Raw genomic sequence first — 25,482 nt, 5'->3', positions numbered from 1 at the left:
AGGTTGAGATGGAGAACGCATTCGACAGCACGCTGCTGCCCGACGCCTTCGGCGCCTGCGCCTGCTGCGTGCGCGAGTCGCTGGATGCGGCCGGCGTTTCGCTGGACTGCGCGCATGCCATGGATGAGGGCGGGGAGGATGCATGGCGCTTGCCCTGACCCTGCAACGCCTGGACCTGCGTGCGCTGCCTGCACCGGAACCGATGGAGCGCATCCTCGACTGCCTGGGCAGCCTGCAGCGTGGCGAACGCCTGCTCGCGTTGACGCCGCGGCCTCCGTTGCCGCTGTTGCCGATCCTGGACGAAGGCGGGTTCGCCTACCACGTCTATGCCGCGGCCACCGGCGACGCCTGCATCGCCATCTGCCACGCCGAGGACCGGCAAGCGCTGCAGCCCCCGCGCGCCGCATGACAGGACTGGCGTTCGCGCAGGCGCCGCCGCCCGCGTTGCCGATGCGTTTCCTGACCACGGCATTGGCCTGGGGCGTCGTGGCGGGCCTGTGGCTGGCGTGGCACGGCGATGCCGTCGCGCTGTCGCGCTGGACCCCGGCCACGCTGGTGCTGGTGCACATGTTCGCGTTGGGCGTGCTCGGCAACGCGATGCTGGGCAGCCTGGTGCAGTTCCTGCCGGTGGCCGCGGGAAGTCCATGGCCGTGCTCACGATGCGTGCCGTGGCTGCACAGTGTGTTCAACGGGGGGCTGGTCGCGCTGCTGGCGACGCTGGCATGGCAGCTGCGTGCGCTGGCATGGCCTGCGGGTGGACTGCTCGGCGGGTCGCTGGTGATGTTCGCGGCGCTCGCGCTGGTCGCAGTGGCGCGCGGGAACGGCGAGCGCGTGGCTCGCGATGGTATCGGCCTGGCGCTGATCGCGCTCGTGGCCACAACGATCCTCGGGCTGGTGCTGCTCGCCGCACGCACCGGATGGCGCACGCCTGCACCACCAGGCCTGGTCGACCTGCATGCCGCGATCGGTGGCATCGGCTGGATGCTCGGGCTGCTCGCGGCCGTCGGCAGCGTGACGTTGCCGATGCTGCAAGGCACGCGCGCTCCATCGAACGCTGGCGCGCGTGCGTGGCAGGTGGCGTTGCTGGCGACGCTGGGGCTGATGGGCGCGTGGCAAACCGGTGCGGTGCCGCATGCCGTCGCGCGCATGGCGGCGTGGCCGTTCGCGATGTTCGCCCTGGCTGTGTTCCTGTTGCAGGCACGTGCCCCGCATCGCCGCAATCCGGTACTGCGCCGCTCCTGGCAGGCGGGCTGCACCTGCCTGCTCGTAGCGAGCGGGGTCATCGCGTGGCCTGGCCCATCGTCGATGCTGGCCGGCGCACTGGTGCTCGGCTTCGGCCTGCCGCTGCTGGTGGTCGGCATGGCGCTGGAGATCACCGGCTTCCTCACCTGGATCGCGCTGCGCCAGCGCGTGCCGCGCGGCATCCGCGTGCCGGGTGTGGGCAGCCTGTTCGAGGAAGCGGACAAGCGGCGTGCCTTGCTCCTGCATGCGATCGCCGGCGCACTCGTGGTGGTCGCGACGCTCGCCCCCGCCGTCGCGCGGCTCGCGGGCGTCGCGCTGGCCCTGGCGTATGCGGTCAGCCTGCACGCGAAACGGCGGTGCTGGCGGCAGGCGTGGACCTGGCAGGCCGACGGTCCCGGCTGATGGCCGAAACCGCAGACCGGCCCGTCAGTAGCGCAGGTTGAATTTCACCCAGGCGGTGCGGCCGGGTTCGTTGATGCGCACCGGATCGGCCGGGTAACCGAAGGCGCTGTTGCCGCCGAGGTTGAGGTGCTCGCTGTAGGCGCGGTCGAACAGGTTGTCGATGCCGGCGGTCAGTTGCAGGCGGTCGTTGAAGCGATAGCCGCTGTTGACCGAGAACACCGCGAAGCCGGCGCTCGGCCCGAGGTCGCGGCCGACGATGTTGCCCTGGCTGGTGCTGACACGCTCCTGCGCGGCCGCCACGCGCCACAGTGCGCCCCACGACCACGGCCCGCGTTCATGGCTGACCGAGAAGCGCGCTTCCAGCGGTGGCATCTGTGGCAGCGCCGTGCCGGTGTCGCGCACGGCGCCCCACGCGTAGGACGCGGCGCCCGACAGCTTCCAGCCTTGCGCGGGACGCCAGTCGATGCCGGCCTCGCCGCCGCGGATGTCGGCATCCACGTTGTGCGCGCGCGTGCTGCTGCCCATCATCCCGGCCGAATAGTCGAACAGGATGAAATCCTGCACGCGCCCGGCGTATAACGATGCCCACGCATCGACCTTCGCGCCCTTGAACTGCAGGCCGATATCCAGCTGCGTGGTGCGCTCGGGCTGCACGCCGGCGAAGGCATTCGGCGCTCCGACCGGACCGCGCGTGGGCGAGAACAGCTCCCAGTAGTCGGGCATGCGCTGCGTGTGGCCCAGGCCGGCGTAGGCACCCCAGCGGCCGCCCAGGTCGTACTCGTAGCGCACGAACGCGCTGGGCAGCGATTCCTTGCGCGTCATGCCGGCGGTGGGATTGGGCATCGGCATCATGCCGCCGGTGGTCGCGCGCAGATCCTGCGCTTCGGCGCGATCGAGGCGCACGCCGCTCATCAGGTGATGCGTGTCGGTGATGTGCCAGTGCGATTCGGCGAACGCGCCCCAGCTCTGGAACTTCGCGTCCACCTGCCAGGGCAGGGCGAGGTAGGCGCCGCGTCCGCTGGCGCTGCGCTGGCTGTGCCGGCTGTCGCGCAGGTCCAGGCCGGTGGTCACTTCCCAGCGACCGGACTGCCAGGTGGTGGCGACGCGGCCGCCGCGCGTACGGTGCGCCACGTTGCTGGCCATCGGCATCGGCATGCTGCTGGTGGGGTCGGGATCGCGCAGGCTGTAGTTGTCCATCACATGGTCCACGTCGTTCTGGTAGACATTGGCGACCACGGCATCCAGCACGCCGCCGATGTGCTTCTTCTCGAAGCGCAGGCCCAGGCTGTCGCGACGGAACTGCGCGCCGTCCATGCCACGACCCGCGTAGCGCGCCTGCGCGTCGCCGATGCCGGCGCTGAGTTCCAGCACGGTGTCCTCGTCCGGCGTCCAGCCGAGGGCGGCGTCGGCGTTCCACTTCTTCCAGGCGGACGGCACGCGGTCGCCGTTACCGTCCTCGTAGTCGTCGGCCTCGGAGCGGTTGGCGGATACGCGCGCATAGCCGCGCGGCGTACCGGCGCTGATGTCGAGCACCTGGTCGTTGCGGTTGCCGCTGCCGACCAGCGCGCTGCCGGAGGCCTGCACGCCGGGCTCGGCGAAGTACGGGATCTCGCGTTCGAAGCGCACCGTACCGGCCGATGCACCGCCGCCCCAGAGCACCGTCTGTGGCCCCTTGATGACGACCAGGCGATCGTAGGTTTCCGGTGCGATGTAGGACAGCGCATTGTCCATGCGCGACGGGCAGGCGCCGCTCATCGCGCCGTCGTTCGTCATCAGGTTGATACGCGATCCGAACATGCCGCGCAGCACCGGATCGCCGTTGGTGCCGCCGCTGCGCAGCGTGGCGAAGCCGGGGATGGTCTTCAGGTAGTCCGCGCCGTCGCTGGCCGGTACCGGCTGGCGCGGCAGCTTGGGGTCGGTGATGAAGGTGGTCGCCATCGCGGGTGCGACGCCGACCACGACGATGCCGTCCAGCGTGGTCGTCGCTATCGTGTCGACATGCACCGCGGCGTGCGCGTCGTCCGCGTGCGCCAGCGGCATGTTCGCGAGTGCGCCCAGCAGGGCGACGGTCAACAGATGACGGTTCATGACGCCTCTCCTCGTGTGATGCGGCCATTCTCGCGACGCACCCTGGAGTGCAGATGCGACGCGTTGTCGCAGGCATGGCGACGCTTGACTTTGGTCAAGCCCGCGCACGAATCCCTGCGTCCGACCCCGTCGGATTGATCGAGATCAACGTCGTGCTTCCGTCGCGTTTCCACCATGGCCACACACCCACCGAGAGCCATCGAAGGAAACGCCATGAAACGCCTTTACCCGTCCCTGCTCGCCTGCGCCCTCGCCGCGCTGTTCGCGGGCCCCGCCCTCGCCGAGGGCGGCAAGATCACCCCCGCCGGCGAAACGATCCACGCCGTGCTGACGGCGCCGCCGATGGTGCCGCCGCCGATCACGCGCAAGACGCCCGCCCACGTCGTCGTCGATCTCGAGATGATCGAGAAGGACATGCGCATGGCCGACGGCGTGACCTACAACTTCTGGACGTTCGGCGGCACCGTGCCGGGCAGCTTCATCCGCGTGCGCAAGGGCGACACGGTGGAGTTCAAGCTGAAGAACCGCCACGACTCGCACATGTCGCACAACATCGACCTGCATGCCGTCACCGGCCAGGGCGGCGGCGCGGAAGCCACCTTCACCCTGCCGGGCAAGGAAACGCAGTTCTCGTTCAAGGCGATGAACCCCGGCCTGTACATCTACCACTGCGCGATGGCGCCGGTGGGCATGCACATCGCCAACGGCATGTACGGCCTGATCCTGGTGGAGCCGGAAGAAGGCCTGCCGCCGGTCGACAAGGAGTTCTACGTGGTGCAGGGCGACTTCTACACCGAAGGCGCGTACGGCGAACCGGGCCTGCAGCCCTTCAGCCTGGAGAAGGCGATCGACGAGCACCCGACCTACGTGGTGTTCAACGGCTCGGTGGATGCGCTGCAGGGCGACAACGCGCTGAAGGCCAAGGCCGGCGAGACGATCCGCATGTTCGTCGGCAATGGCGGGCCGAACCTGGTCTCCAGCTTCCACGTGATCGGCGAGATCTTCGACAAGGTCTGGACCGAGGGCGGCAGCAAGTACCAGGAGAACGTGCAGACCACGCTGATTCCGGCGGGCGGCTCGGCGATGGTCGAGTTCAAGGCGGACGTGCCGGGCAACTTCGTGCTGGTGGACCACAGCATCTTCCGCACGTTCCACAAGGGCTCGCTGGGCATCCTGAAGGTGGAGGGCGACAAGAACCCCGACATCTACACGGGCCAGCAGCACGACATCGAGTACCCCGAAGCCAAGCCCGCGGGCAGCAAGTGAGGCACGGATGAAACGGACGCTGCCCCCGACCGCCACGCTCTTCCTGCTCGCCCTGGCGTCGGCACTCGCCGTCGCCGGCGATGCCGGCGGCGGCTACCGGTGGATCGAGGGTGGCGACTTTCGTTCTTCGGTACGTTTCGAAGAGACCACCCGCGTGGTGCGGGTGGCCTCGTTCTCGCTGATGGAACGTCCTGTCAGCAACCGCGAATTCGCCACGTTCGTCGCCCGCCAGCCGCAATGGCGGCGCGACCGCATCCCCGCCGTGTTCGCCAGCCCGGGCTATCTCGGCCACTGGGCCACGGCAGGGGCGCCTGGTCCGGCGCTGGATCCCGATGCACCGGTCGTGCACGTCAACTGGTATGCCGCCGACGCCTATTGCCGCGCGCAGCAGGCGCGGCTGCCACGCTTCGTCGAATGGGAATACGCAGCGGCGGCTGACGCCACGCGTCGTGACGCGCGCCACGATACTGCGTGGCGGATGCGCCAGGTCAACGACGGCACGCCGCACGCCATCGATGCGGTGCCCGACGCGCCCGCGAATGCTTACGGCATCCACGACCTGCACGGCGCGCACTGGGAGTGGAGCGAGGACGTCGCCTCGCTGCTGGGCGATGGCGACCGCCGCGGCCAGCAGGACGGCGACGCGTTGCGCTACTGCGGCGCGACCGCCATGAGCTTCAACGATCCCGGCGACTACGGCGTGGTGAAGCGCTTCGTGCTGCTGTCCGCGCTGCCACCCGACGCCACGCTGGGCAACCTCGGCTTCCGCTGTGCAAGGAGCACGCCATGAAGATCACTTCCCTGTTCCTCTCCATTCTGCTGGTGGTCGCCGCGCCGCTGCACGCGCAGTCGCTGCCTGGCGATTCGGTCTACCACCTGCAAGCCGGCACGCAGGACGCGGAAGGTGCGCCCGTGGCGTGGGCGTCGCTGCGCGGACAGCCGCGGCTGGTGTCGATGTTCTACACGAACTGCCACCTGATGTGCCCGCTGATCATCGAGAACGCCAAGAGCGCGCAGAAGCAGCTGTCGGCGACTGAACGCAAGAAGCTTGGCATCGTCATGCTCAGCCTGGATCCGGCGCGCGATACGCCGGCGGCGATGCGCGAGGTCGCGCAGCGCCATCGTGTTCCGCAGGACTGGCAGTTCCTGACACCGTACAACAACGATGTCCGCGCGATCGCCAGCGTGCTGGACGTGCGCTATCGGTTCCGCGACGACGGCAGCATCAACCACACCAGCGTGCTGGTGCTGCTCGACGCCGAGGGCCGGGTGCGCGCCCGCAGCGAAGTGACAGGCGCTGCCGCCGACCCCGCCTTCCTGATCCAGATCAAGGCGCTGCTCGCCGAGCCGTGATGACATGGCACCCACACCCCTCCCGATCCTGCTTTTCCCTCCAAGGAGCCACACCATGAAACTCTCCCGCACGTTCGCCACCATCGCCCTACTCAGCGCCGCCGGCATGGCCCAGGCGGCCGGCAACTGCACCGTCAGCCTGAAGGGCGATGACGCGATGAAGTTCGACCTGAAGGAGGCCACCGTCTCCGCCAGCTGCCCCACCATCACCATCGAGCTGACCCACAGCGGCAAGCTGCCGGTCACCGCGATGGGCCACAACGTGGTCGTGTCGAAGACCGCCGACCTGGCCGGCGTCGCGCGCGATGGCATGAAGGCCGGCGCGGCCGGCGCCTATGTGCAAGCGAGCGATGCCCGCGTGATCGCGCACACGTCGCTGATCGGCGGCGGGCAGAAGACCAAGATCACCTTCCCCGGCAAGAAGCTCACTGCCGGCGGTGACTACAGCTTCTTCTGCAGCTTCCCCGGCCACTCCACGCTGATGAAGGGCAAGCTGGTCGTCACCAAGTAAGCCGACCCGATGCGCCGCCCCAGGGCGGCGCATCCGCTTCAGGAGCCTTGCGATGGAATACGTCATCCGGGTGGGCGAGCGACGGGTCGATCTCGCCATCCTGGCGCACCACCTGCTGGACCTCGACCCCGCCATGCTCGTCGATCGCGACGTGGTCACCGGGCAGCTGCGCTGCTCGACCAGCGCGCTCGCCGTGGAGCTGCTGCTCGCATTCTCGCACGCCGGCTACCGGCTCCTTCCCGACGACATCGTGCGCATGCCTTCGGTGTGCTGCGGGGGCTGTAGCGGCTGAAGTCCTCTTCGGGTCGACAGCTGCGACTCATTGGCGCGGCTCCATGGCTCCACTTTGCTTGCGACCCGCTCCCCCAAACCCCATCCGTCGAGCTATAAATCCCGGTGTCCGCATTGATTGAAGCACCGCAGCACCCGCATGAAGAAACACAACCCCCAAAAGCGCCCATGCAGCGTATACATGCACGTACCAAGCGACTGCACGCCCCGTCTCGTTGTCAGGCGGTACAAACAACGCTGGCATCTGGATCCCCGCAAACAGCGTCCGGTCCGCTCCCATCCAGACCCAGATGACGTGCCCACTGATGGGTAGCGCCAGGACCAGAAAATAGAGAAGACCATGCACCGAGCCTTTGGCGTTCCTTCGCCAGCGCGACATGTGCTCTTTTGGCAGAGGTAGCGCGAGCCGCAGGGCTAGGCGGACAAGCATCAGTCCCAAGATCAGGATGCCCAGACGAAAATGGACCGCCAGCAAGGCCTCAGAGATCGTTCGTGGCGTCCAGTGCTCTGCTGCGAACCCGAGCAAGAGCTGCACCGCTAGCAGGAAAGCCAGTCCCCAATGGAGCACGCACAGGGGCAGCGGATAACGTGTCCGAGGACTCCCGCTCATGGCGTGCACGATAGATAGCCGGGAATGTTCCGACCCAGCATGATGTCGCGCTGCGCCACCCAGCCGCTTCCGATGCGCCGGGGCGTGACGATCCCGCTGCCGCCTCGCCCCTGGTCGGCCCCTCGGGCAGCCGCTGGCGTCAGGTGCGGGTCGTCGCGGAACAGGACGTCGTCGATGTAGTAGAGCGCGCAGCCTAGCTCGATGACGTACAGATGGATATGCTGCGGCATGGTGGTGCCTGGATAGCTGCCGGGGCGCACGGTCAGGAACGTGTACCGGCCCTCCGCATCACTTGTGGCCCAAGCGCGCAGGCGCCCGTGTCGCCGGATGCCAGGGTCGCGGTTCGAGCGCTCTCCCGGATAGATTCCGCTTTGGTCCGTCTGGTGTGCATACACGATCACGCCGCCGCGCGGATGTCCGGCGGCATCGAGGACTCGTCCGGTCAAGCGCAGAGCTTGGCCCGGCTCCCCTTCCGGCGCCAGTTGAGCCGTGGATGGAGGATGGGCTGGCAACCCAATGAGGGGCACCTCGCAATCCTCGCAAGGCAGACCGACGATGGGCGTGGCCGCAGCCGCTGGCGCACTGGCGAGGAACAGCCACAATGCCATTGCCTGATTAAAGCAGAAGGCGGGGATGAAGGACGGGTACGCAAGGCGTGGCATGGGAATCTCCGGCGGGATGTGCTCGGGAAGAGCATGCTTCCGGCCACTCCGTTAACGACGGCTCGCCCGTTAACACTCCGCTTTCTGCAACCCTCTAGCTCTCACGACCGTCCAGATAACGAGGCCATGAAGGCCGTTCTCGATCCCGCCGACATTGCCGGCTATGTGCAGGACGCCCGACGGGGGTCGCAGACCGCCTTTGCCTGGCTCTATCGCACGTTCGCGCCGCTCGTATACGCCATCCATCTGGGCATGACCTCGCGTGCGCGGGCGGAGGAACTGACCCAAGAAGCGTTCGTGATCGCGTTCGGCAGGCTGGATCAGTTGCGCGACGCGGCGAGCTTTGGCCCATGGATCGCCACGATCGCCCGCCGGAATCGACCGCATGGGGATGTGGGCGAGCGGGATCTGGCGGAAGCCGACGAGCCCGTCTGGGCCGGTACCAGTCCCGAATCGGCGGCACAGGCCGATGAAGCACTGCGTGCAATCCGACAGCTCCCCGAGGCCTACCGCGAGACCCTGATCCTGCGTTTGGTTGAAGGCTTGAGTGGCCCCGAGATCGCCAACCTCACGGGACTGACGCCGTCGTCGGTTCGGGTGAATCTGCATCGTGGCATGACCCAGCTGCGTCAGGCACTGGGGATCGCTGTGGAGCAAGGAGAAGAATGATGTCCGAAACACCGGATCCGCTTTGGGACCCCGCTCTGCCGGGTGACGAAGCGCTTCAGCGCCTGACGTCGCTGCTCGGCGCTTACCGTTACGCGCCCCCCTCCGACCATGCGTGGTCGATACGGCCGGCACGTATTCCCTGCGGGCGTAGGCGTCGGATGATGCTCACAGGCGCAGCGGCGCTGGTAGCCTGCGTGGCAGGTCTTGCAGTCTGGATGCCTTGGCGTCTGCAGTGGCAGGATGGTCGGCAATGGGTCATCGACACTGCGGCCGCATCTCTGCCAGCCGCGCTGGATGTTGGTGACACGCTGACCACCGATGCCAGCCAGGCGGCGATGGTGAAGGTGGCTCGCATCGGTCGCATGGAGGTGACGCCAGGCACGCAAGTAAAACTGCTGGATACCCGCGCCGGCCATCATCGTCTGGAATTGGTGAGCGGACGTGTGCGTGCCCGTATCTGGGCACCCCCTGGATATTTCGCCATTGCAGCCGGTGCCAGCGAAACCGTCGACCTGGGATGTGAATTTGAGATGGACCGCGACCTGCACGGCAACGGCACGATCCATGTCACTAGTGGCTGGATCATGCATCGGGTGAAAGGCCAGGAAACGCTGGTGCCTGCCGGATCGAGCCTAGCGTTCAACGCTGAACGGGGGGGGATTCCGCTCGCGACTACCGCATCGATCAGTTTCCGCCAAGCCGTCGAACAACTCGACAGTGCGCTGACCCAAGGCATGCGCCCGCCCGACTTCGAGCAACAAGTTGCAGATCAGGCGACATCTTTAGACCGATTCGCACTACTCAGCCTCCTGACCCGCTATCCAGTACTTGCTTCGGGGCCGGTCTATCCGAAACTGGCGGCGCTTCTCGGAGAACCTATCGAAGCCGGTCATCGCGAAGCCTGGTCGCGCGGGAGTGTGCATGCCATGAACTCCTGGTGGGAGCGAATGCCTCGTCCCCCGAAGGCTTGGTGGCTCAACTGGCAAGACGCCTTGGGCTGAACTCATGAAGATGTCCGCTACCGGCCAGAAGCGGACATGGGCCGCCGACCAGAGAGATCAGCGGGCCACCTTCCATACCTAGATGGCGCGGAGGTTGACCCGCTTGGCAAGCTTTTCCGCGCTTTCCTTCCGTTCGCTATAGCCATCGACCAGATATGGTGAGACATCCCGCGTCAGTAGCGTGAATTTCACTAGCTCTTCCACGACGTCCACGACACGGTCGTAGAACGCGGAGGGCTTCATGCGCCCATCCTCGTCGAACTCGTTGAATGCCTTCGCAACGGATGACTGATTTGGGATCGTGATCATGCGCATCCAGCGTCCAAGTACACGGGGCTGATTCACCGCATTGAAGGATTGCGAACCGCCAGAGACTTGCATGACGGCCAACGTCTTGCCTTGAGTTGGCTCTACGACATCGACATGCCTGATGACCTTCAGGTGCCCATTGCCCCGGATGACCTGATGGAAGTGCTGGGCGCGCTAATGGAGAACGCCAAACGATTTGCGCGTCGCCAAGTGCGCGTGGCCGGCCATGCGAGCGAGCAGTCGCTGGACCTGTTGGTCGAAGATGACGGGCCTGGCTTGAACATCAGCACCGAGGAGGCCCTCTCCCGCGGGGGCCGCCTGGATGAAACCTTAGCGGCAACCACGGCTTGGGGTTGTCTATTGCGCGCGACATCATCGAGGTCACCCGAGGCCACCTGGTGCTGGGCACCTCCTCACTAGGAGGACTGCAGGTGCGCCTGCGCTGGCTGGTATTGGCCAGCGCAGCCTAGCCCTGAGTGATTCACTTGTCGAACGCGGACCGGTGCGGCGTTAGGCGTCTCGAATCCTCAGCCAGCACCTGGATCTCCACTTGGAAAAATGCAGGGCGACAAGTTCGCCAGTGCGACTCTCGCCCGCACGTCCACTGCCAAAAATGATGTAAGCGAGGCCTGGCGGATCGACGGCTTCCCCGCCAATGAAGTGGCCGATAGGCTTGTATGCGGAGTTCGTCGCACCAAGCCTCAGGTGTTCGCTTCGCAAGGTCTTCGAGCTAGCCGACACGGCTAGGCCGGCGCCGGAGCTTTATCAGACACGGCGTCATCCACAGCCGTTGGATCTGATAGATATTTGAGAACAGGAATTCCATTCCACTGTGTTCCGCCATTGATCAATGCAATCAGATGCCCCATCTCATTTCCGCCAAAGTTCATGCTCCGTAGCACCTTCAGCAGGTCGCCAGGATTAACTTTTGGGCACTGCGGGTCCGGATCATCAGAGCGGCTGACCCACCAGTCAGCCGCCACCATGAGCGCAAGCAAACCTTCGCTGACAAAGCCCAAGTCAGAAATTTCGTTCTTTCCAGCGAATTCCGCAAGCTTTCCCAAGGAAATTTGCTTCCCACCTCGCTGCTTGCCGTTCGTTCCTGCGCGACGATGCACCTTCAACTTCACAAACTTCGCGGCTTCTTTAGCGACATTCTTGCTGAAAATCGATGGCTCACCCTCTTGCAAGAATTCGACGATCGCATCGCGCACATCGCTCCATCTCGGTCTATCCAGTCCTGTGTCCACTTGAAACTTGCCGAGACGGTTAAGCCGGTAAGCAGCTTGAAACATTAGGTATGTCGCAGAGACAGGTCTTAGAGATTCTGGATAGGGGTGATTCTCTTCCCCCAGCAAATGCCCGACATTCAGAATCTTATCCACATCACGAGTTAGCAACCAAAGGTTGTCCTCTCTGACAGCCACTTTGAGTGCGAACCGCGGATAGTCTGAGAATCCAATCTCTCCCAATGCACGTGCTGCGTCCAGATCCTCTTTGTTTCCCAGTACGTAACTCTGCTCGAAAGCAACCGGGCGCCCATGAACACCATCTTCGGCTACGTCAACGGGCACGAGTCCCCCGACCGTGAACTCAGTCAGTTCAATACTCTTGGATATAGAGAACGAGACAAGTGACTTATCGTCCAAGCGAAAATACTGAATGTCCTCCTTGTCACTGACAAGGGAGAGGCCGTCAATATTTCCCTTGGCCCGATAGACCCTGACTACATTCCCGCCGGTCCCGATCCTGGCATACACAGGCATACCCATTCGCCGCAGGTAGTCAGTCGGGTTGTCCCTTGCTTCCTTGACTTGATGCCACGGTACGTCCAAGTACCGGGCTAAGCGCAGCGGATCCGAAGGAACCTCTGCTTCGCCAAACTTCAAATCACCCGACCCCCCATTTCTGGGAATCACGTTCCTAGGCCACCATTCGACCTTGTTGTTCATATGAGTCCTTCGAGATTCTAAGCGCGGAAGTGTAATGCGTCTGTAGGCGGAACGACTCGCGCCGAAAGATGGCTAGTACGGCCAATCGGACGGCAATGGACACAGTCAAGTTAACCCCTTCGCACCTCATATCAAGCACAGCGGCTTACGTCTAATCAGTTGGCAGATCGTCCGATCTCTGCGTAATGCAAAAGTCCTGTCCGGCGAGTTACGGAGGATGATCGGCTGAGTTCTATGGAGATGCCCCTACCGCCTGCCGGGCATGGCTGGGAGCCGGCTGCATTGAAGAACACCGGGCCTTGAAGAGTTGGAACCTCCCAACTGGCTGTTCCCGCACAGTTGGAACCTTCCAACCCGCTCCATTTGGAAAGTTGGAACCTTCCAAATGGAAACGTCGCGCCGCCTCGGTAAGCCGCTCAACATCTCTCTTCCACTACTCAGAAGGTGAGGACGATGTGAGCTACACCCCCCCGGAAACCATCTACCGATTGGCCCGTGTGCTTGAAGCCACGGGCTTGTCCCGATCTACGATTTACCTCTACATCAGCAAGGGCCTGTTCCCCAAGCCTCGCAAGTTAGGCCCTCGCGCTGTGGGTTGGTATGCGAGCGAGGTGTATGCCTGGATTGCCGAACGCCAGTTCGCTGCCTAATCGTTGAACGCTAATTCGACGGACATTCGATCTAACGAGATCGGGAAGATCCTTGGACATCTGGTTCTCCAGGCCGGCCAATAGTCCACGTTTCTACCCCGTCGTATTTCCGGATCTATATCCAATAGCGAATAGCGCATCACCCGATCACCATACCTATGGGCATCGTAACCACTTACCCCGTCAGTCAACGCGCGCTGGCCGAAGGCCTGCGTCCGCTTGCACCTGACCCGCTCTTGGCCTTCGACCAGGAGCAGGACGACTACTTCGACCAGACCACGCGGGACATCCTGCAGCGCGAGCGGCAGCATCAGCATGCCGCCGAGCGCTTCGTGTGCTGGCAGACCCAAGAGGGTCAGCGCTTCGAGATCGACACCCAGGATCGCACCATCAAGGACCTGATGGACCAGCTCGACGCGCTCAATCGCCGCATCCTTCGCGACGACCACTCGCCCTGTCTCGAACGTCCCCCTCGGAGGGGCGAGCAGGGCTCAGGGGTGACGTACTACCGCCTCACCCGCCTGGGTCACCTCCTGCGCGCCTGCTGCGTCAACTTCCTCAAGCAGGAGGAGCAGAGGGCTGACTGGCTGTTGGCCTATGCGGACTACGTCTTCCGCCCTGACATCACCGTCATGTTGCGCGCCATGTCGCGCTACGCCAAGCGCGTGGGCCTCTGGCTCGTTGCTGACACTTCTGTGAGCAGTGACTCGCCCGACATGGACGCCGTCCATGCCATGCGTGGCTTGACGCGCTTCATTCGCCGCGTGTGCCGCTCCTGGGCCTTCAAGAACGAGCAGAAGAAGTTCGAGCGGCAGGCAGAGAGCAATTTTGCCAGTGGCCGCGAACTCCTGCGCCACTGGTTCTCTCGCCGGTCTCGCCTGCTGGCCCTGCGCGTGGACCTGTACTTCCGTCCGTGGGCCAAGTCCGTCGGCACGAGCAAAGAAGCTGAGCGCCTTATGCGGAACTTCCAACGTCGCCTGTACGACGGCCGGGTTGTGCCGGATTTCCTAGCTTGCATCTACAAGCGAGAGGACGGCATCAGCCGGGGGGCACACTGGCACGCGCTAATCCTGCTTGACGGCCATCATCGCCGCAATGCGTACGGCCTCAGCCGCCAGATCGGCGAGGACTGGATGCGGCAGGCAGGGCAGGCACGTTCAAGCTACTTCAATTGCTACTCGCGGGCCCATCGTTTCAAGTTTAACGGATTGGGCATGATCCATGTTGGTGACATCCAGAAGCTGATCGGTCTTCGCGCAGCGCTGACCTACATGACTAAGCGCGACTGCGTCCTCAAGTTCGACAGCGGCAAAGACCAGCACTTCCGCACCAGCAAGCCTCGCCTGAAGACAGGTCACAAGCGCGGAGCGCCGCGCAAGCACCCAGACAGCTTGTCCACGTTCGACCTTGTGTTTTCTGGCCCCCGTAACAGGCCACTGGAGGGCATCCCCATCTGAGCGCATCGCCTGTCCCCTCCTCATTCCCGAACTCCAACCATGAACAACACAAACCGACTGAACCCGTTTCCAGACCATTCGGGCACCTGCCCCACCTGGGCATTGCCCGACCTGTTCTACAACGCGATCTACAGCCTCCATCTTCAGGACCGCGAGACCCCCCTCGAAGTATTGGTGACCGACGCCATCGGCGCTGGTGCCGGTACGGTTCATATGACCTACGACGTGGCCGGTCCTGATGGCCGCCAGATGCCCTGCACCATCAACACGGTCGCCGTTTGTGGCAGCGGCGTCGGCAAAGGCACCTCCTACATTGGGTTCTTCAAGCCGTTCTACGACTTCGAGGCAGAACACGGATCTGAAGACCAAGAGTGTGAACTGTTGCTGCAGGAGTGCAGCTTTCGAGCGCTGGCTGGCGCCCTGCACGGCAACGGCCGCAATCTGTCCATCCAGGAGGAGGATGGACAAGGCTTTCTCCATTCTGATCTGATCAAGAAGCATCCGGACAAGCTTACGCAGGGCTGGAGCGGCAATCCTCCCATCAAGTACAAGGTCCACCGCGTCTCGCTTTCCGCGAGGGAGGCCCGCTGCGCGTTTGGCATGCGCATCCAGCCGGAGATCTTCTACCCTTTCCTCATCAAGACCAAGCTTGCCACGGTGGTTCAAGGACTTTGGCCGCGAGCAATCGCGGCATGTTATGACCCCGATAACTTCCACGAGCCGGCCGTTTCTCTTGTTCCGCGTGCTGGTGGCGCCGACCTGGAAAACTTCCACAAGACAGTTTCATCGCTCCTGACGCGCGCTGAAGAGCGTGCACGTTCAGGCCAGCTCACGCGTGAGGTACTCAAGCTGGACAAAGATGCCACTGCCTTCATGCTGGAACTGAAGGATCGATTGCGCCGGTGGAAGAAGACTGAATATGCCGACGTCCACAGGGCAGCCAATCGGGCGTCGGAAAACACGCTGCGCCTGGCCGCCGTCTTTCAGGTCATGTGTGAAGGCGGCGGCCCGATTCGAGTGGAGATGGTCTACCGGGCCTGGGAGATCATCCAGTGGTCCCTGTCGCAGCATCGCAAGATCTTCGTCCAGGCCATCGCAATGGAGGTGAACAAGTCCAAGGCACCCAAGCCGGCGCGCCAGATAGCGCGCCCCAAGAAGTCCCGTCCAGCGCAGCACGCCCAGACACTCAAGGACCGCATCGGCGAGGTGTCCTGGAAGGAGGGCAGCGACTGGGTTTCGGTCGAAAAGGTGGAGCTGCTGTCAGGGCTCTCCCCGCGCGCGCTGAGCACCGCGTGGGCGCGCCTGAGGTTCGATGGCGAGGTGGCCACTAAGTTTCTGCGCTCGCGTCTGTGCGTACGCTTGTTGGGTTACCCCAGCCAAGGGACCCTCTAGTAGCGGGTAACGGGGTATCTGGGCAAGAAACAATGTAGTTTCCGCACGGGGAAGGAGCCGCTGGCTCCTTCCCCGTTCTCGTTTCAGACCTCAGTCGTGTTCAGCCGCGGACGATCCAGCGGCCGCGTGCTCGGCAACCACGTGTACTTGTCGGGCTCTGATCTGGCCCGCCAGCAACGCGCTGACCACCATGTAGACGATCGTAGCCACGACGCCAAGCCACGCCTCCAACACGATCATCCAGAACAGCCAGAGCGTGTGGAAGCCCCAGAACAAGATAGGCGACAGCACCCCGATGGCCTTGCGCAGCTTGACGCGACTGACCACCAGGTTGTTTTGAAAGTGCGGCAGTGGGAAACGGTTGTTCTTCAGGCTCAGATAGGCCCGAAGCGTTACCGGGATGATGAACACGACTAACATCAGGTTGTAGAGGATGACGCCCATGCGGTGGTGCTCCTTGCAGTTCGGTGGTGTGTTGGCTCAGAAGCCCATGGCGTAGCCAAGGATTGGGTTGAGCATCTTGTTCTGGTACTCGATCAGGGTTTCTCCGCTGGCCTGGTCGGTATCGACCCGGTAGCTGAAGTCCACCGACCTCTCCCGCTCGTAGTAGCGATAGGTGACACGGGCATCGCAGCGGTAGCTATCGATGTCTTTGTTGTGGGCTAACGTCCGGATGTTCGTGATCTCGTAGGTGTCGAGGATGGCCATGAACTCCTCGGGCGTCCCCCGCTGGGTTTGTGGGGCGTACTTCTCGACCTCGCTTTCGATCGCTTGATCCAGTAGTTCGAGCGCCCCGTCATCGCCGCAGGCCGGTGTGCCGCCGGCACAGCCAGCCAGAAGCGCCACCGCCAGCCAGGTCGTGGCTGTAGCCGCTTGTTTCATTGGTTGTCCCCTATTTCGGTTGAGGTTCTGAATGCGTCGCCGAGCATTCGGTTCACGTCCTGCCCAGTTGCTTCAGACTTACGCGCCACGTAGAGTCTACCCGGGACGTAGCCCCTGGGTCATCCTGTCGGCATGCGTGCATCGTGCCCCTGCAGCCCATGAGCCCCGCCCCCTCCACGCCTCGCGGCGTCGTGGCGGCGCGCCTGCGTCAGGCCCGGCAACTGCGGGGACTGAGCCAACGGGAAGTTGGAGTACGCATGGGGTTGGACAAGGACACGGCATCGGCCCGCATCAGCCGTTATGAGAGTGAGTCCATGGCCATCAGCCTGGACTCCCTCTTCGAGTTGGCACATGCGTTGGACGTACCTCCGGCCTACTTGCTGGCAACCACCCCGGCCATGGCGGATGCCATCCTGGCGCTGGGCCGGCAGAGCGAGACACAGCAGGGCTCTCTTGCATCCGTTCTCGATGCCCTGACCAAGCTGCCCGCTGAGCAGCGCAAAGCATTGGCCAAAGAGATCCTGGACGCTGCTCCGGGTAACACCCCCTAGCACCCGGCCCGGAATGGCCGGGTGCTATGCCGTCTAGGTCTGCTGCATGTTGCCCGGCTAGACCCAGCCCCTGGCTGCCATCGACACCGCTTCGTTGGCCGTCACCACGAAGTGATCCAGCAGTTGGACCTCGACGATGCGAAGCGCGGCCTTCAGCTGGATCGTGACCGCTCTATCGGCTGCCGAGGGCTCGGCATGACCGCTGGGGTGGTTGTGGGCCAGCAGGACGGAGACGGCGTTCAACGCCAGCGCGCGCTGTACCACGATGCGAGGGCGCACTTCCGCTCCGTCCACCGAACCCGAGAACAACCGCTCCACCGCGATCAGGCGGTGCTGGCTATCCAGGAACGCCACTTCGAAGTGCTCCCGCAACTCCCCGCCCAGCCTGAGGCGAAAGAACGCCTCGCAGGTCTGCACATCACCCATCGACTGGCCGGGGGTGAATGCTCGCCGCTCAAGGACTCGCAGGGCACGGGAGATGGCACGCTCCTCTCGTACCCGGCTGACCTCCTCGGACGGAGCCACCGGTGCAGGGGCGAGCATGGGGATGGATGACCGGGACCGCATCACGCCACCAGCCCCAGCACTTCAACCAGCGCGCGCCGTTTGATCCGCGCGCCCTGCCCGAACCATGCCGCGTCCCTGCGGTGGTTCTCGCTCCTGGCCCGCCGGTGGTGGTCCACGTACTCGGTGATGCCATTGAGCAGCCCCCAGGCCGTTCCCCGGCTCGAGGCCAGCTGGGATCCACGCCCACCGCCCTCATACAGCGCGCGCACGCTGGTGACAGCGTGCTCGTTGACCACCGGAGCGGCGTTCGGCACCGCGTAGGTCAGCACCCGGCGCAGCAGGGCCTCGGCCGCGTCCGGGTCCACCGGTCGCTCACACAGCTGCTTCATCCGGTCGACAAAACCCTCCCACGCCGACACCGTCAGGCCGAGCTGCCGTTTAACCGCCACCGGATCGAACTGGCTTCGATGGGGGACCTTGATGGCGCCCTCCCCCTGACCCAGCGCCACGGCCAGGGTGTTGTTGCAGACCACCCGGACAGAGGTGAACTGGGCGGTGGTGGCCAGCGTCCCGTCGCAGGCCGTGGCCAGCAGCAGGTACCCGTCGACCCTGTCCCGCCCCCGAAGCAGCGCGCTCTGCCCGGTCCGGGCCAGCGCCCAGAACTTGCGACCCTCTCTCAGGACACCCGCGGCTTCCAGCTCAAAGCCATTGGTCGCCGTCAGGTCCCGGTAGAACTCCAGGATCTCGCCGGGCTGGACGACCTGGAAGCGCTTGGAGACCACGGCCAGCGGCTTCTTGGTATCGGAGCGGTACAGGACCTTGTTCTCCGGGAAGGCGTTGATCGCTCCAACCTTCTGGCTGCCGGTGACATACCGGACTTCGGACTCTTCGATCTGCCAATCCATGCCGGCTTGCTGCTTCCACACCTCGATCGGCTGCTGCCGGGCGAGTTTGTTGCCCAGGCCATGCCAGGGCGTCTGGCCTGTGTAGGCCATGGTTTCAACCAGGTGCATTGTTCTTTCCTTGTTTATGGACGGCATAAACGCACAAGGCCCGGACGAGCCGGGCCTTGTGAGCGATGCCAATGGGAGGGGATCAGGGGTCGACGAAGTCGCTGCAGCTACGACATGCGGCTGCCACAGTACATTTAACGATGCCTGCCAATACAGCAGTTGCTACGACCATGACGCAGTAAATCAGCTCGACCTTACTTCTCATCACTACAGACTCCTCGGATAGGGCACTGCATCGCGGAGCGCCGGACGCGAAGCTGATGACTACCAGATTCATGCGGGTAGTATGGGTTTCATATTTCATTGATTGCCCTTCTGCCTATCCGATCAGCTGAGCACCCTGCGTTGGAGGCACTGACTATAGATCGGCTCGTCCTTCTGCTGGCCGCCAGCCTGGAGATCCGGCGCTTACGCGCTAGAATCGAGCTGCATGGAGCACCCACTCAGGCTGCGGAGTACGCGGTGGTATGCCCTTTGCATGGGAAACTGCACTAGGGGGCGCCAGAAGTTATGAGCCAGCGGCCATACTTTCAAACCAGTACACAGGACCTTGAGCGGCTATTTGAGACCGCCATGGTCGAGAACGACGTCCGTGTCATACGTTCGCTCGCGGCCGAGCTCAGGTATCGGGATAAGCCGCGTGCCGCGCAGCTAAAGCTTCAGGTGGAGGACTTCCTCAAAAGCCAAAAGCAGGCGGCAGAGCTGACGCCATCACCTGAGGTCGCGACCGTCACGAACCAGTCAAACGTCGGCGCGCCTGCTGAAGCCTCCAGTCCGCCGACGCAGTCAGCGGCTTCTTCTCCACACTCCCAGGTTGCTAGCCGTATGACCGAACCTCACATCATCGAGCGGCTCAAGAGTCTGCTGGAGTACGTCCGTCAGACGGCCTACCTGAAAGGCAAGCCGACCCGTCAAGTTGAGAAGCACGGTCATTTTCGAGCCTACGAGCACGAGCTACAGGGCTTGCCGGGAGTTCAGTTCGACGTCGCTACATCAGAGGAAGATATTTGGCTAAGGGTAGAGCGCCTCCATGAAAGCGCGCCTCCTCAGCCGACGGCAGTTCTCTTGGCCGCACTGATCGTTCAGTCAAATGCGCCCGCTAAACAGCCAGTCCTGACCACTCATGTGAGTCGGACCAAGTTGGACGAGCTGGGCATTAAAGCGCCCGAATTGCTGGAGGGGGAGGATGCAACTAAGCCTATCTCGATCGAAACGCTGGGCATTAAGCAGCAGCTGGAGCACGAGCTAGCAGGCTATGTCAGCCAGGTTTGGAACCCGTGGGCCGAGAAAGAGAAGGAAGTTCGAAAGACTATCGCTCGGTATTCCGAGTTGTTTGCTAGCTACCAGATGCTACAGGGCAATATCGTGGACGCCCCACTGGAGCTTGTCTGCGGCATAGGCATGGCAATTTGGGACCTTCCAGACGGCAGGTTAGGTTACCCATTGATCTCGAAGCTGGTAGAGCTCTCGATCGATGAGAAGACGCACGCAATTGAGGTGAGGCCTCGCTCACTGGAGCCTCGTATCGAGCTTGATGTGTATACGGCTCTGGACAACCCGGGCGTGGCTGAAGTTGCCAAGGCCGGCAAGGAGCACTTTGCCCGTACCGAATGGCAGATCAGTCCTTTTGCTCCGAGCACGTTCGAGCCGGTGCTGAAAACAGCCTCCTCGTTGCTCGACAGTAAGGGAGGGTATTGGCCATCACAGACGACACCGACTGACCGGCAGTTGCCCAAGCCGACGGAGCATCTGCTAGTTACCGACACCTGGGTGCTGTTTGTGCGGCCGCGCACATCAAGCCTGTTCGTCCAAGACCTTGAGCGGTTCGAGAGCTTGGTAGAGTCTGAGGTTGACCTTAGCCTGCTATCGCCGGCAACGTGGTCGATTCTCGCCGATCCTTCAGAAGAATCAAGCGAGCCCGTGCCGGCCAACTATAGAGGCCTGTCTAACATCGATCAGCATGCAGGCACCGCGGGAAAGGGTAAAGATCTCTTCTTCCCGATGCCTTACAACGATGAGCAGGTTCAGATCGTCCACATGTTGGACCATCAGGATGGTGTCGTCGTGCAGGGACCGCCGGGGACGGGCAAAACCCACACCATCGCCAACGTCATCTCGCACTATCTAGCGATGGGCAAGAGGGTGCTGGTTACTTCAATGAAAGATCCGGCGCTTACGGTACTGCAAGAGAAGCTGCCGCCCGAAATCCGGCCGCTTGCGATCAGCCTGCTGAGTAGTGAGGCGGATGGAATGAAGCAGTTCGAGCACGCGATTCGTCATATTGCGGCAGAAGTTTCACGCATTAACAAAAGCGAGATGCGCACCGAGGTTCGCCAGTATGAGCAGCAGATCGACGCGCTCCATGCTCAGATCGCTAGGACAGAGTTCGAGATTTCACGATGGGCAAAGAAGAATCTTGAGCCGGTCACCCTGGATGCAGAGATCCTGCAGCCATTAGAGGTGGCAAGGGAGGTTGCGGATCACCCCAATGAAGCTGCGTGGATTACTGACGAACTCACGATCGGCCAAGAGCATGTGCCGCAGTTCAGCGAGCCAGACGTCGCCGCGCTGCGCGGTGCGCGCATGGCACTTGGCCCTGATCTTGCTTCATTGGACCACCGGCTTCCCGCCATTGATACATTTCCTGAGTCTGAAAAGCTTCGGCAAGCACACGCGGATCTGGGGCGGCTCGCAGAACTCAATGCTCAGGTCAGCTCTTCTGAACTTCCAGCACTCAGGGACCTTGAGCAGAACACCATTGAGGCAGCAGCTGCTGCGCACCTCAGGGCGGCTGGCTTAGCTCGCACCCGCGAATACCTTGAGCAGACCAATTTTTCTTGGTTGTCTGAGCTTGAACGGCGCATGCGCTTGGCCGGACCTGCAGATGAACTCTTCAAGCTGCTTGCGACCCTGCGAGCCGAAATCACTGATCTTCTGGCCTATCGCACGAGATTTCTTGCGCGGCCGGTAGTACTGCCCGACGGGTCGACGAACAACCCGGAGATCCTGGAGGCTATAGATAACCTTGCGCAAGGCAGAAAGCCTTTCGGTTTGGCTGGACTGTTCGGCAAGAGCGCCGAAAAGAAGATCATTGATCAGATCCAAGTGCTGGGTTCTGCGCCTTCGACGGAACAGGACTGGGATCATGTCCTTCAGTACCTACGCTTCCACCAGAAATGTGTAGAGACGACGGTGCGATGGAACGCCCTCGCGCCTGAGCTCAGTCTCCCCAACTTCGGTACACCGCAAGCCTTGGTGGCTCAAAGCCCCTCATACTTGGAAGCGCTGGAGAAGCTGCAACACTGCTTGCGCGAAGAGAAGTCGCTGATCGAGATATTGCAGCCGCTTTTGCCTTCCTGGCAGGACGTGGCCAAAACGCCTTACACGCCTGAGCGTATTGTGCGGGCGCTTGAGATTCTTGACCACAATCTGACCCGCAATAGACTGGCGAGCACGTGGCAGGTTAAAGATGCTTTCCTTAAAGCATTGGAGTCGACCACGGGCGCCGCCGCACAGGCCATTCGCCAGTTCCTGACGGATAGACTCGGAAAAACTGAGGTTACCGAGGCCGCACTGATGGCGGAGTGGTCGGAGCTCACAGCGGAGCTACGACGCCAACATGGGCTTCGTCCGCTGTTCCAACAAGTGCTAGATGCCACGCGGCTGATCGAGGCCTCGGGCGCTGAAGCTTGGGCCGGCCTACTACGCAATGAGCCCGCGACCTCAGCACATGACGCACAGTTGCCCAGCAACTGGAAACAGCTATGGCGCCTGCGTCGTCTGCTGACGCTGGTCGAATCGATGGATGGTCGCGCAGAGCTTATGCGGTTGTCGCTCCAGCGCAACGAACTCGAAGCAGATCTTTCACGACTGTATCAACGAGCTATCACCACGCGCACCTGGCTGAAGATGGCGGAGAAGGCCACGCCCGCGGTCCGGTCTGCGCTTGAAGCGTATCGCGTAGCAGTCTCCCGTATCGGTAAAGGCACCGGTATACGTGCTCCCCGCTTCCGCAAGGACGCGCGAGATGCGGCGGGGATGGCAAGCCCTGCGATTCCATGTTGGATCATGCCTCACTACCGCATTAGCGAGTCACTTCCGGTCGCGCTTGGTGAGTTTGATCTGGTGATCATCGACGAGGCATCGCAGTCGGATCTTACGGCGCTTCCTGCGCTGCTTCGGGCAAAGAAAGTGCTGATCGTTGGAGACGACCAGCAGGTATCGCCGGAGGGAGTGGGGCTAGAGCAGGCCAAGATACTTAGCTTGATGGGTCAGTTCCTCGGAAATCAGGTTGGCTTGTATCGCCCACAGATGTCGCCTGAAAAGTCGATCTATGACCTTTTCCGGGTAGTGTTCGCACAGGGTCAGATCATGCTGCGGGAACACTTCCGGTCTGTCGCCCCGATCATCGAGTACTCAAAGCGTGAGTTCTACGATCATCAGCTACAGCCCCTGCGGATGCCCAGAACCTCCGAGCGGTTGGATCCGCCATTGATTGATGTGCATGTGGTCGATGGTCTTCGTGGGGACGGGAAGATCAATGAGGGCGAGGTTCGCTTCATTGTTGCGGAGATACGCAAGATCACCAGTGATCCAGCTATGGCAAAGAGGAGCATAGGCGTCGTGTCACTGGTGGGAGGCGAGCAGGCGAAGCTCGTGTGGGATGCAGTCACGCGTGAGCTGGGTGATGAGGTCGTTGAACGGCATCACATGGCGTTTGGCGACGCACGCACATTCCAAGGAAAGGAGCGGGACATCATGTTCTTGTCGATGGTGGTGTCTGGCCGCGCACAAGCCTCATCGCTAGAGATGTACAGACAGCGATATAACGTAGCCGCCTCGCGGGCCCGCGATCGCATGTACCTCGTCCGTAGCATTACGCTGGAAGAGCTGAGCCCGGCGGATAAGCTGCGCGCAAGCCTCATCAAGCACTTCCAGGCTCCATACACTCAGAATGAGGAGGAGGTGGCTGACCTTCGTCAGCTTTGCGAGTCGCCATTTGAGCGAGAAGTGTTCGACGCTCTAATCGAGCGAGGCTACCGCGTACAACCCCAGGTCAAGGTTGGAAGTTACCGAATCGACCTAGTGGTAGAGGGAGAGAAGGATGCCCGTCTGGCGGTTGAGTGCGATGGTGACCGCTACCATGGTCCGGATCAGTGGGATCATGACATGCGGCGACAGCGGGTTCTGGAGCGCGCCGGCTGGCAGTTCTGGCGTTGCTTTGCCTCAAACTTCGTACTGCATCGCGACGCTATGCTTGCTGACTTGGTTGCATCGCTGCAGCGACTAGGCATTGAGCCGTTGGCAGCACAGGAGACCGTTCGCAGTGTGCACAGTCAGAGCAGGACGTATGAGGCATTTCCGATTGAGAAGATTCAGGTAGCAGCCGAAAGCGTAGAGCCTACCTAGTCACTTCCTCGAACATCGCACGTAGCCTCACGCAACCTTCTTGCGAATTGGCGCAACTTTTCTCTCAGAATTCCGCAAGCTATCCAGATAGTCGGCCCAACCCTGCATCATCTTCTTGCGTTCCGGCAGATGTGCCGTGCGGTTGTACGCGCGCCCCAGTGGATCACGCACAGCATGCGCTAGTTGGTGCTCGATGTAGTCCGGACGAAACCTGAGGACTTCATCTAACACGGTGCGTGCCATCGCACGAAAACCGTGGCCAACAATCGTTTCGCCATCAAATCCCAAGTTGCGAAGGGCCGCATTAACAGTGTTCTCGCTCATAGGTCGGTCAGAGCTACGTACTCCTGGGAACACGTAGACACTACGCTTCGTCAATGGCCAGAGTTCCTCCAGCACGGCAGCAGCTTGTGTGGATAGGGGAACGATGTGCGCAGTCTTGGTCTTACTGGTGACGTAGCGCCACTCGCCGACATCCAAATCGATGTCCGCCCATTTGGCCTGCCGCAGCTCACCAGGACGAACGAAAAGCATAGGAGCGAGCTTGAGGGCCGCACAGGTCACTGGCGAGCCTTGGTAGGCCCACAGCGCACGCAAAAGCTCACCAATTCGCTCAGGTTCGGTCAGGCTTGCGAAGTGCTTGGTCTGTGGCTGCTCAAGTGCGCCAGCGAGGTCGTCTGCGGGGTTTCGCTGGGCCCTCCCGGTAGCAATCGCATAACGGAAGACTCGTCCAGCGTGAGAGCGAGCCCGATGTGCGGTCTCCACGACGCCCCTCTGCTCCATCTTGCGCAGAGCTACCAAGAGGATAGGGGCGCTGACATCAGCAATGGGCGTATCAAAAATTGACGCCAGATCCTTCTCGATCAGGCGCCGCTCTCGCTTCACAGATCCTGGACTGAGCCCTTCCTTCGCTCGCTTCGCCAACAACTCCAGTGCGATAGCCCCGAACGTGCTGTTCACCCGCTCAGCCTGCACGGCTCGCTCTGCTCGAGCGACCTGGGCCGGATTGGCCCCGCCCTTGAGTAGTGAGCGCAGCTGGTCACGTTCAGCACGTGCCCGCATTAGAGACATCGCGGGATACTCGCCAATCGTCACGATGCTTGGCTTACCCGCATAGCGGTAACGGTAGCGCCACACTTTCGCGCCTGTGGGGCGGACCTCAATACACAGACCATTGGAATCGGCCACCCGATGGGAGGCTTCCTTGGGCTTCAGCGCGCGCAGCTTAGTATCCGTAAGCATGTGAGTCAGTCATTGGTGAGTCA

The 25,482-nt window shown here is 62.5% G+C and carries 25 protein-coding genes and 1 pseudogene; 16 read left to right on the top strand and 10 right to left on the bottom strand.

What is annotated here, in order from left to right; all coding sequences use genetic code 11:
* Positions 1-8 precede the first annotated feature (8 nt).
* Genes ACSQ19_RS09230 through ACSQ19_RS09220 form a run of 3 tightly spaced genes read left to right on the top strand, consistent with a single transcriptional unit; the run spans position 9 to position 1,644 of the window.
* Positions 9-158 (top strand): hypothetical protein, encoded by a 150-nt coding sequence (locus ACSQ19_RS09230; protein WP_435996472.1) that lies wholly within the window; start codon positions 9-11, stop codon positions 156-158.
* Positions 143-409 (top strand): DUF2249 domain-containing protein, encoded by a 267-nt coding sequence (locus ACSQ19_RS09225; RefSeq protein ID WP_435996470.1) that lies wholly within the window; start codon positions 143-145, stop codon positions 407-409. Before ACSQ19_RS09230 ends, ACSQ19_RS09225 begins: the two co-directional genes overlap by 16 nt.
* Positions 406-1,644, top strand: coding sequence for a hypothetical protein (locus ACSQ19_RS09220; protein WP_435996468.1), 1,239 nt, complete (start codon positions 406-408; stop codon positions 1,642-1,644). The genes ACSQ19_RS09225 and ACSQ19_RS09220 overlap by 4 nt, the downstream gene beginning before the upstream one ends.
* A 24-nt stretch (positions 1,645-1,668) precedes the next feature.
* Here ACSQ19_RS09220 and ACSQ19_RS09215 read toward each other — a convergent pair whose 3' ends face one another.
* Positions 1,669-3,732 carry a TonB-dependent copper receptor gene (locus ACSQ19_RS09215; protein WP_435996466.1) on the bottom strand — a complete coding sequence of 688 codons (2,064 nt, stop codon included), beginning with the start codon at positions 3,730-3,732 and terminating at the stop codon, positions 1,669-1,671.
* Positions 3,733-3,945: 213 nt separating this feature from the next.
* On the opposite strand from ACSQ19_RS09215, the gene nirK reads away from it, so the two are divergent.
* The 5 genes from nirK to ACSQ19_RS09190 are packed head-to-tail and all read left to right on the top strand — an operon-like array spanning position 3,946 to position 7,154.
* A complete protein-coding gene (gene nirK / locus ACSQ19_RS09210; protein WP_435996464.1) occupies positions 3,946-4,998 on the top strand; it encodes a copper-containing nitrite reductase in 1,053 nt (350 codons plus the stop codon).
* A gap of 7 nt (positions 4,999-5,005) precedes the next feature.
* Entirely contained in the window at positions 5,006-5,788 is a 783-nt protein-coding gene (locus ACSQ19_RS09205) for a formylglycine-generating enzyme family protein (RefSeq protein ID WP_435996462.1), read from the top strand.
* On the top strand, positions 5,785-6,351 hold the full coding sequence (locus tag ACSQ19_RS09200) for an SCO family protein (RefSeq protein WP_435996460.1): 567 nt from the start codon (positions 5,785-5,787) through the stop codon (positions 6,349-6,351). The genes ACSQ19_RS09205 and ACSQ19_RS09200 overlap by 4 nt, the downstream gene beginning before the upstream one ends.
* A gap of 55 nt (positions 6,352-6,406) precedes the next feature.
* Positions 6,407-6,862 carry an azurin gene (azu, locus tag ACSQ19_RS09195; RefSeq protein ID WP_435996458.1) on the top strand — a complete coding sequence of 152 codons (456 nt, stop codon included), beginning with the start codon at positions 6,407-6,409 and terminating at the stop codon, positions 6,860-6,862.
* A gap of 52 nt (positions 6,863-6,914) precedes the next feature.
* On the top strand, positions 6,915-7,154 hold the full coding sequence (locus ACSQ19_RS09190) for a hypothetical protein (protein WP_435996456.1): 240 nt from the start codon (positions 6,915-6,917) through the stop codon (positions 7,152-7,154).
* A 27-nt stretch (positions 7,155-7,181) separates the two neighbouring features.
* Here the strand turns inward: ACSQ19_RS09190 and ACSQ19_RS09185 are convergent, their stop codons facing one another.
* Together ACSQ19_RS09185 and ACSQ19_RS09180 are read right to left on the bottom strand one after the other, a co-directional pair.
* Positions 7,182-7,763, bottom strand: coding sequence for a cytochrome b (locus tag ACSQ19_RS09185; RefSeq protein WP_435996454.1), 582 nt, complete (start codon positions 7,761-7,763; stop codon positions 7,182-7,184).
* Positions 7,760-8,425 carry a hypothetical protein gene (locus tag ACSQ19_RS09180; RefSeq protein WP_435996452.1) on the bottom strand — a complete coding sequence of 222 codons (666 nt, stop codon included), beginning with the start codon at positions 8,423-8,425 and terminating at the stop codon, positions 7,760-7,762. Before ACSQ19_RS09180 ends, ACSQ19_RS09185 begins: the two co-directional genes overlap by 4 nt.
* A 126-nt stretch (positions 8,426-8,551) precedes the next feature.
* Here ACSQ19_RS09180 and ACSQ19_RS09175 point away from each other — a divergent pair, with 126 nt between their 5' ends.
* Together ACSQ19_RS09175 and ACSQ19_RS09170 are read left to right on the top strand one after the other, a co-directional pair.
* Entirely contained in the window at positions 8,552-9,094 is a 543-nt protein-coding gene (locus tag ACSQ19_RS09175) for an RNA polymerase sigma factor (RefSeq protein WP_435996450.1), read from the top strand.
* On the top strand, positions 9,094-10,095 hold the full coding sequence (locus ACSQ19_RS09170; RefSeq protein ID WP_435996448.1) for a hypothetical protein: 1,002 nt from the start codon (positions 9,094-9,096) through the stop codon (positions 10,093-10,095). Before ACSQ19_RS09175 ends, ACSQ19_RS09170 begins: the two co-directional genes overlap by 1 nt.
* A gap of 78 nt (positions 10,096-10,173) precedes the next feature.
* Here the strand turns inward: ACSQ19_RS09170 and ACSQ19_RS09165 are convergent.
* Positions 10,174-10,509, bottom strand: a pseudogene (locus ACSQ19_RS09165) (arsenical resistance protein ArsH); the annotation flags it as partial.
* Here ACSQ19_RS09165 and ACSQ19_RS09160 point away from each other — a divergent pair.
* Positions 10,495-10,824: a hypothetical protein gene (locus tag ACSQ19_RS09160; RefSeq protein ID WP_435996446.1), complete on the top strand. Its 330-nt coding sequence runs from the start codon at positions 10,495-10,497 to the stop codon at positions 10,822-10,824. The pseudogene ACSQ19_RS09165 and the gene ACSQ19_RS09160 sit on opposite strands and share 15 nt — an antisense overlap.
* Positions 10,825-11,147: 323 nt before the next feature.
* On the opposite strand, the gene ACSQ19_RS09155 is transcribed toward ACSQ19_RS09160, so the two are convergent.
* Positions 11,148-12,356, bottom strand: a complete 1,209-nt coding sequence (locus ACSQ19_RS09155) for a hypothetical protein (RefSeq protein ID WP_435996444.1) — start codon at positions 12,354-12,356, stop codon at positions 11,148-11,150.
* A 455-nt stretch (positions 12,357-12,811) separates the two neighbouring features.
* On the opposite strand from ACSQ19_RS09155, the gene ACSQ19_RS09150 reads away from it, so the two are divergent.
* From ACSQ19_RS09150 to ACSQ19_RS09140, 3 genes are all read left to right on the top strand, one after another.
* The gene (locus ACSQ19_RS09150; protein WP_435996442.1) at positions 12,812-13,006 is read left to right on the top strand and encodes a helix-turn-helix transcriptional regulator; all 195 of its coding nucleotides are present in this window, start codon (positions 12,812-12,814) and stop codon (positions 13,004-13,006) included.
* Positions 13,007-13,164: 158 nt separating this feature from the next.
* Positions 13,165-14,463, top strand: coding sequence for a hypothetical protein (locus tag ACSQ19_RS09145; RefSeq protein ID WP_435996440.1), 1,299 nt, complete (start codon positions 13,165-13,167; stop codon positions 14,461-14,463).
* 39 nt (positions 14,464-14,502) lie between these two features.
* A complete protein-coding gene (locus ACSQ19_RS09140; protein WP_435996438.1) occupies positions 14,503-15,855 on the top strand; it encodes a DUF3987 domain-containing protein in 1,353 nt (450 codons plus the stop codon).
* Between the two features lie 90 nt (positions 15,856-15,945).
* Here the strand turns inward: ACSQ19_RS09140 and ACSQ19_RS09135 are convergent, their stop codons facing one another.
* Both ACSQ19_RS09135 and ACSQ19_RS09130 read right to left on the bottom strand, forming a co-directional pair.
* A complete protein-coding gene (locus ACSQ19_RS09135; protein ID WP_435996436.1) occupies positions 15,946-16,299 on the bottom strand; it encodes a hypothetical protein in 354 nt (117 codons plus the stop codon).
* 36 nt (positions 16,300-16,335) lie between these two features.
* Positions 16,336-16,737, bottom strand: coding sequence for a hypothetical protein (locus ACSQ19_RS09130; RefSeq protein ID WP_435996434.1), 402 nt, complete (start codon positions 16,735-16,737; stop codon positions 16,336-16,338).
* 158 nt (positions 16,738-16,895) lie between these two features.
* On the opposite strand from ACSQ19_RS09130, the gene ACSQ19_RS09125 reads away from it, so the two are divergent.
* Entirely contained in the window at positions 16,896-17,288 is a 393-nt protein-coding gene (locus tag ACSQ19_RS09125; protein WP_435996432.1) for a helix-turn-helix domain-containing protein, read from the top strand.
* Between the two features lie 57 nt (positions 17,289-17,345).
* On the opposite strand, the gene ACSQ19_RS09120 is transcribed toward ACSQ19_RS09125, so the two are convergent.
* Together ACSQ19_RS09120 and ACSQ19_RS09115 are read right to left on the bottom strand one after the other, a co-directional pair.
* Complete coding sequence (locus tag ACSQ19_RS09120) at positions 17,346-17,831, bottom strand: JAB domain-containing protein (RefSeq protein WP_435996430.1); 486 nt, start codon at positions 17,829-17,831, stop codon at positions 17,346-17,348.
* A 23-nt stretch (positions 17,832-17,854) separates the two neighbouring features.
* The gene (locus ACSQ19_RS09115; RefSeq protein ID WP_435996428.1) at positions 17,855-18,808 is read right to left on the bottom strand and encodes a DUF932 domain-containing protein; all 954 of its coding nucleotides are present in this window, start codon (positions 18,806-18,808) and stop codon (positions 17,855-17,857) included.
* A 573-nt stretch (positions 18,809-19,381) separates the two neighbouring features.
* Between ACSQ19_RS09115 and ACSQ19_RS09110 the strand changes: the two genes are divergently transcribed.
* Entirely contained in the window at positions 19,382-24,217 is a 4,836-nt protein-coding gene (locus ACSQ19_RS09110) for an AAA domain-containing protein (protein WP_435996426.1), read from the top strand.
* Between the two features lie 27 nt (positions 24,218-24,244).
* Here the strand turns inward: ACSQ19_RS09110 and ACSQ19_RS09105 are convergent, their stop codons facing one another.
* Positions 24,245-25,459: a tyrosine-type recombinase/integrase gene (locus ACSQ19_RS09105; protein WP_435996424.1), complete on the bottom strand. Its 1,215-nt coding sequence runs from the start codon at positions 25,457-25,459 to the stop codon at positions 24,245-24,247.
* Positions 25,460-25,482 lie beyond the last annotated feature (23 nt).

Source organism: Pseudoxanthomonas sp. LjRoot127 (genome assembly GCF_964253495.1).
Taxonomy (GTDB): domain Bacteria; phylum Pseudomonadota; class Gammaproteobacteria; order Xanthomonadales; family Xanthomonadaceae; genus Pseudoxanthomonas_A.
Note: the sequence above shows the minus strand (reverse complement) of the source record. Positions and strands in the feature narration are given on the sequence as shown.

Coding starts and splice junctions, on each gene's coding strand:
- ACSQ19_RS09230 (WP_435996472.1), top strand. CDS start 9: ATGGAGAACGCATTCGACAGCACGCTGCTGCCCGACGCCTTCGGCGCC.
- ACSQ19_RS09225 (WP_435996470.1), top strand. CDS start 143: ATGGCGCTTGCCCTGACCCTGCAACGCCTGGACCTGCGTGCGCTGCCT.
- ACSQ19_RS09220 (WP_435996468.1), top strand. CDS start 406: ATGACAGGACTGGCGTTCGCGCAGGCGCCGCCGCCCGCGTTGCCGATG.
- ACSQ19_RS09215 (WP_435996466.1), bottom strand. CDS start 3,732: ATGAACCGTCATCTGTTGACCGTCGCCCTGCTGGGCGCACTCGCGAAC.
- nirK (WP_435996464.1), top strand. CDS start 3,946: ATGAAACGCCTTTACCCGTCCCTGCTCGCCTGCGCCCTCGCCGCGCTG.
- ACSQ19_RS09205 (WP_435996462.1), top strand. CDS start 5,006: ATGAAACGGACGCTGCCCCCGACCGCCACGCTCTTCCTGCTCGCCCTG.
- ACSQ19_RS09200 (WP_435996460.1), top strand. CDS start 5,785: ATGAAGATCACTTCCCTGTTCCTCTCCATTCTGCTGGTGGTCGCCGCG.
- azu (WP_435996458.1), top strand. CDS start 6,407: ATGAAACTCTCCCGCACGTTCGCCACCATCGCCCTACTCAGCGCCGCC.
- ACSQ19_RS09190 (WP_435996456.1), top strand. CDS start 6,915: ATGGAATACGTCATCCGGGTGGGCGAGCGACGGGTCGATCTCGCCATC.
- ACSQ19_RS09185 (WP_435996454.1), bottom strand. CDS start 7,763: ATGAGCGGGAGTCCTCGGACACGTTATCCGCTGCCCCTGTGCGTGCTC.
- ACSQ19_RS09180 (WP_435996452.1), bottom strand. CDS start 8,425: ATGCCACGCCTTGCGTACCCGTCCTTCATCCCCGCCTTCTGCTTTAAT.
- ACSQ19_RS09175 (WP_435996450.1), top strand. CDS start 8,552: ATGAAGGCCGTTCTCGATCCCGCCGACATTGCCGGCTATGTGCAGGAC.
- ACSQ19_RS09170 (WP_435996448.1), top strand. CDS start 9,094: ATGTCCGAAACACCGGATCCGCTTTGGGACCCCGCTCTGCCGGGTGAC.
- ACSQ19_RS09155 (WP_435996444.1), bottom strand. CDS start 12,356: ATGAACAACAAGGTCGAATGGTGGCCTAGGAACGTGATTCCCAGAAAT.
- ACSQ19_RS09145 (WP_435996440.1), top strand. CDS start 13,165: ATGGGCATCGTAACCACTTACCCCGTCAGTCAACGCGCGCTGGCCGAA.
- ACSQ19_RS09140 (WP_435996438.1), top strand. CDS start 14,503: ATGAACAACACAAACCGACTGAACCCGTTTCCAGACCATTCGGGCACC.
- ACSQ19_RS09135 (WP_435996436.1), bottom strand. CDS start 16,299: ATGGGCGTCATCCTCTACAACCTGATGTTAGTCGTGTTCATCATCCCG.
- ACSQ19_RS09130 (WP_435996434.1), bottom strand. CDS start 16,737: ATGAAACAAGCGGCTACAGCCACGACCTGGCTGGCGGTGGCGCTTCTG.
- ACSQ19_RS09125 (WP_435996432.1), top strand. CDS start 16,896: ATGAGCCCCGCCCCCTCCACGCCTCGCGGCGTCGTGGCGGCGCGCCTG.
- ACSQ19_RS09120 (WP_435996430.1), bottom strand. CDS start 17,831: ATGCTCGCCCCTGCACCGGTGGCTCCGTCCGAGGAGGTCAGCCGGGTA.
- ACSQ19_RS09115 (WP_435996428.1), bottom strand. CDS start 18,808: ATGCACCTGGTTGAAACCATGGCCTACACAGGCCAGACGCCCTGGCAT.
- ACSQ19_RS09110 (WP_435996426.1), top strand. CDS start 19,382: ATGGTCGAGAACGACGTCCGTGTCATACGTTCGCTCGCGGCCGAGCTC.
- ACSQ19_RS09105 (WP_435996424.1), bottom strand. CDS start 25,459: ATGCTTACGGATACTAAGCTGCGCGCGCTGAAGCCCAAGGAAGCCTCC.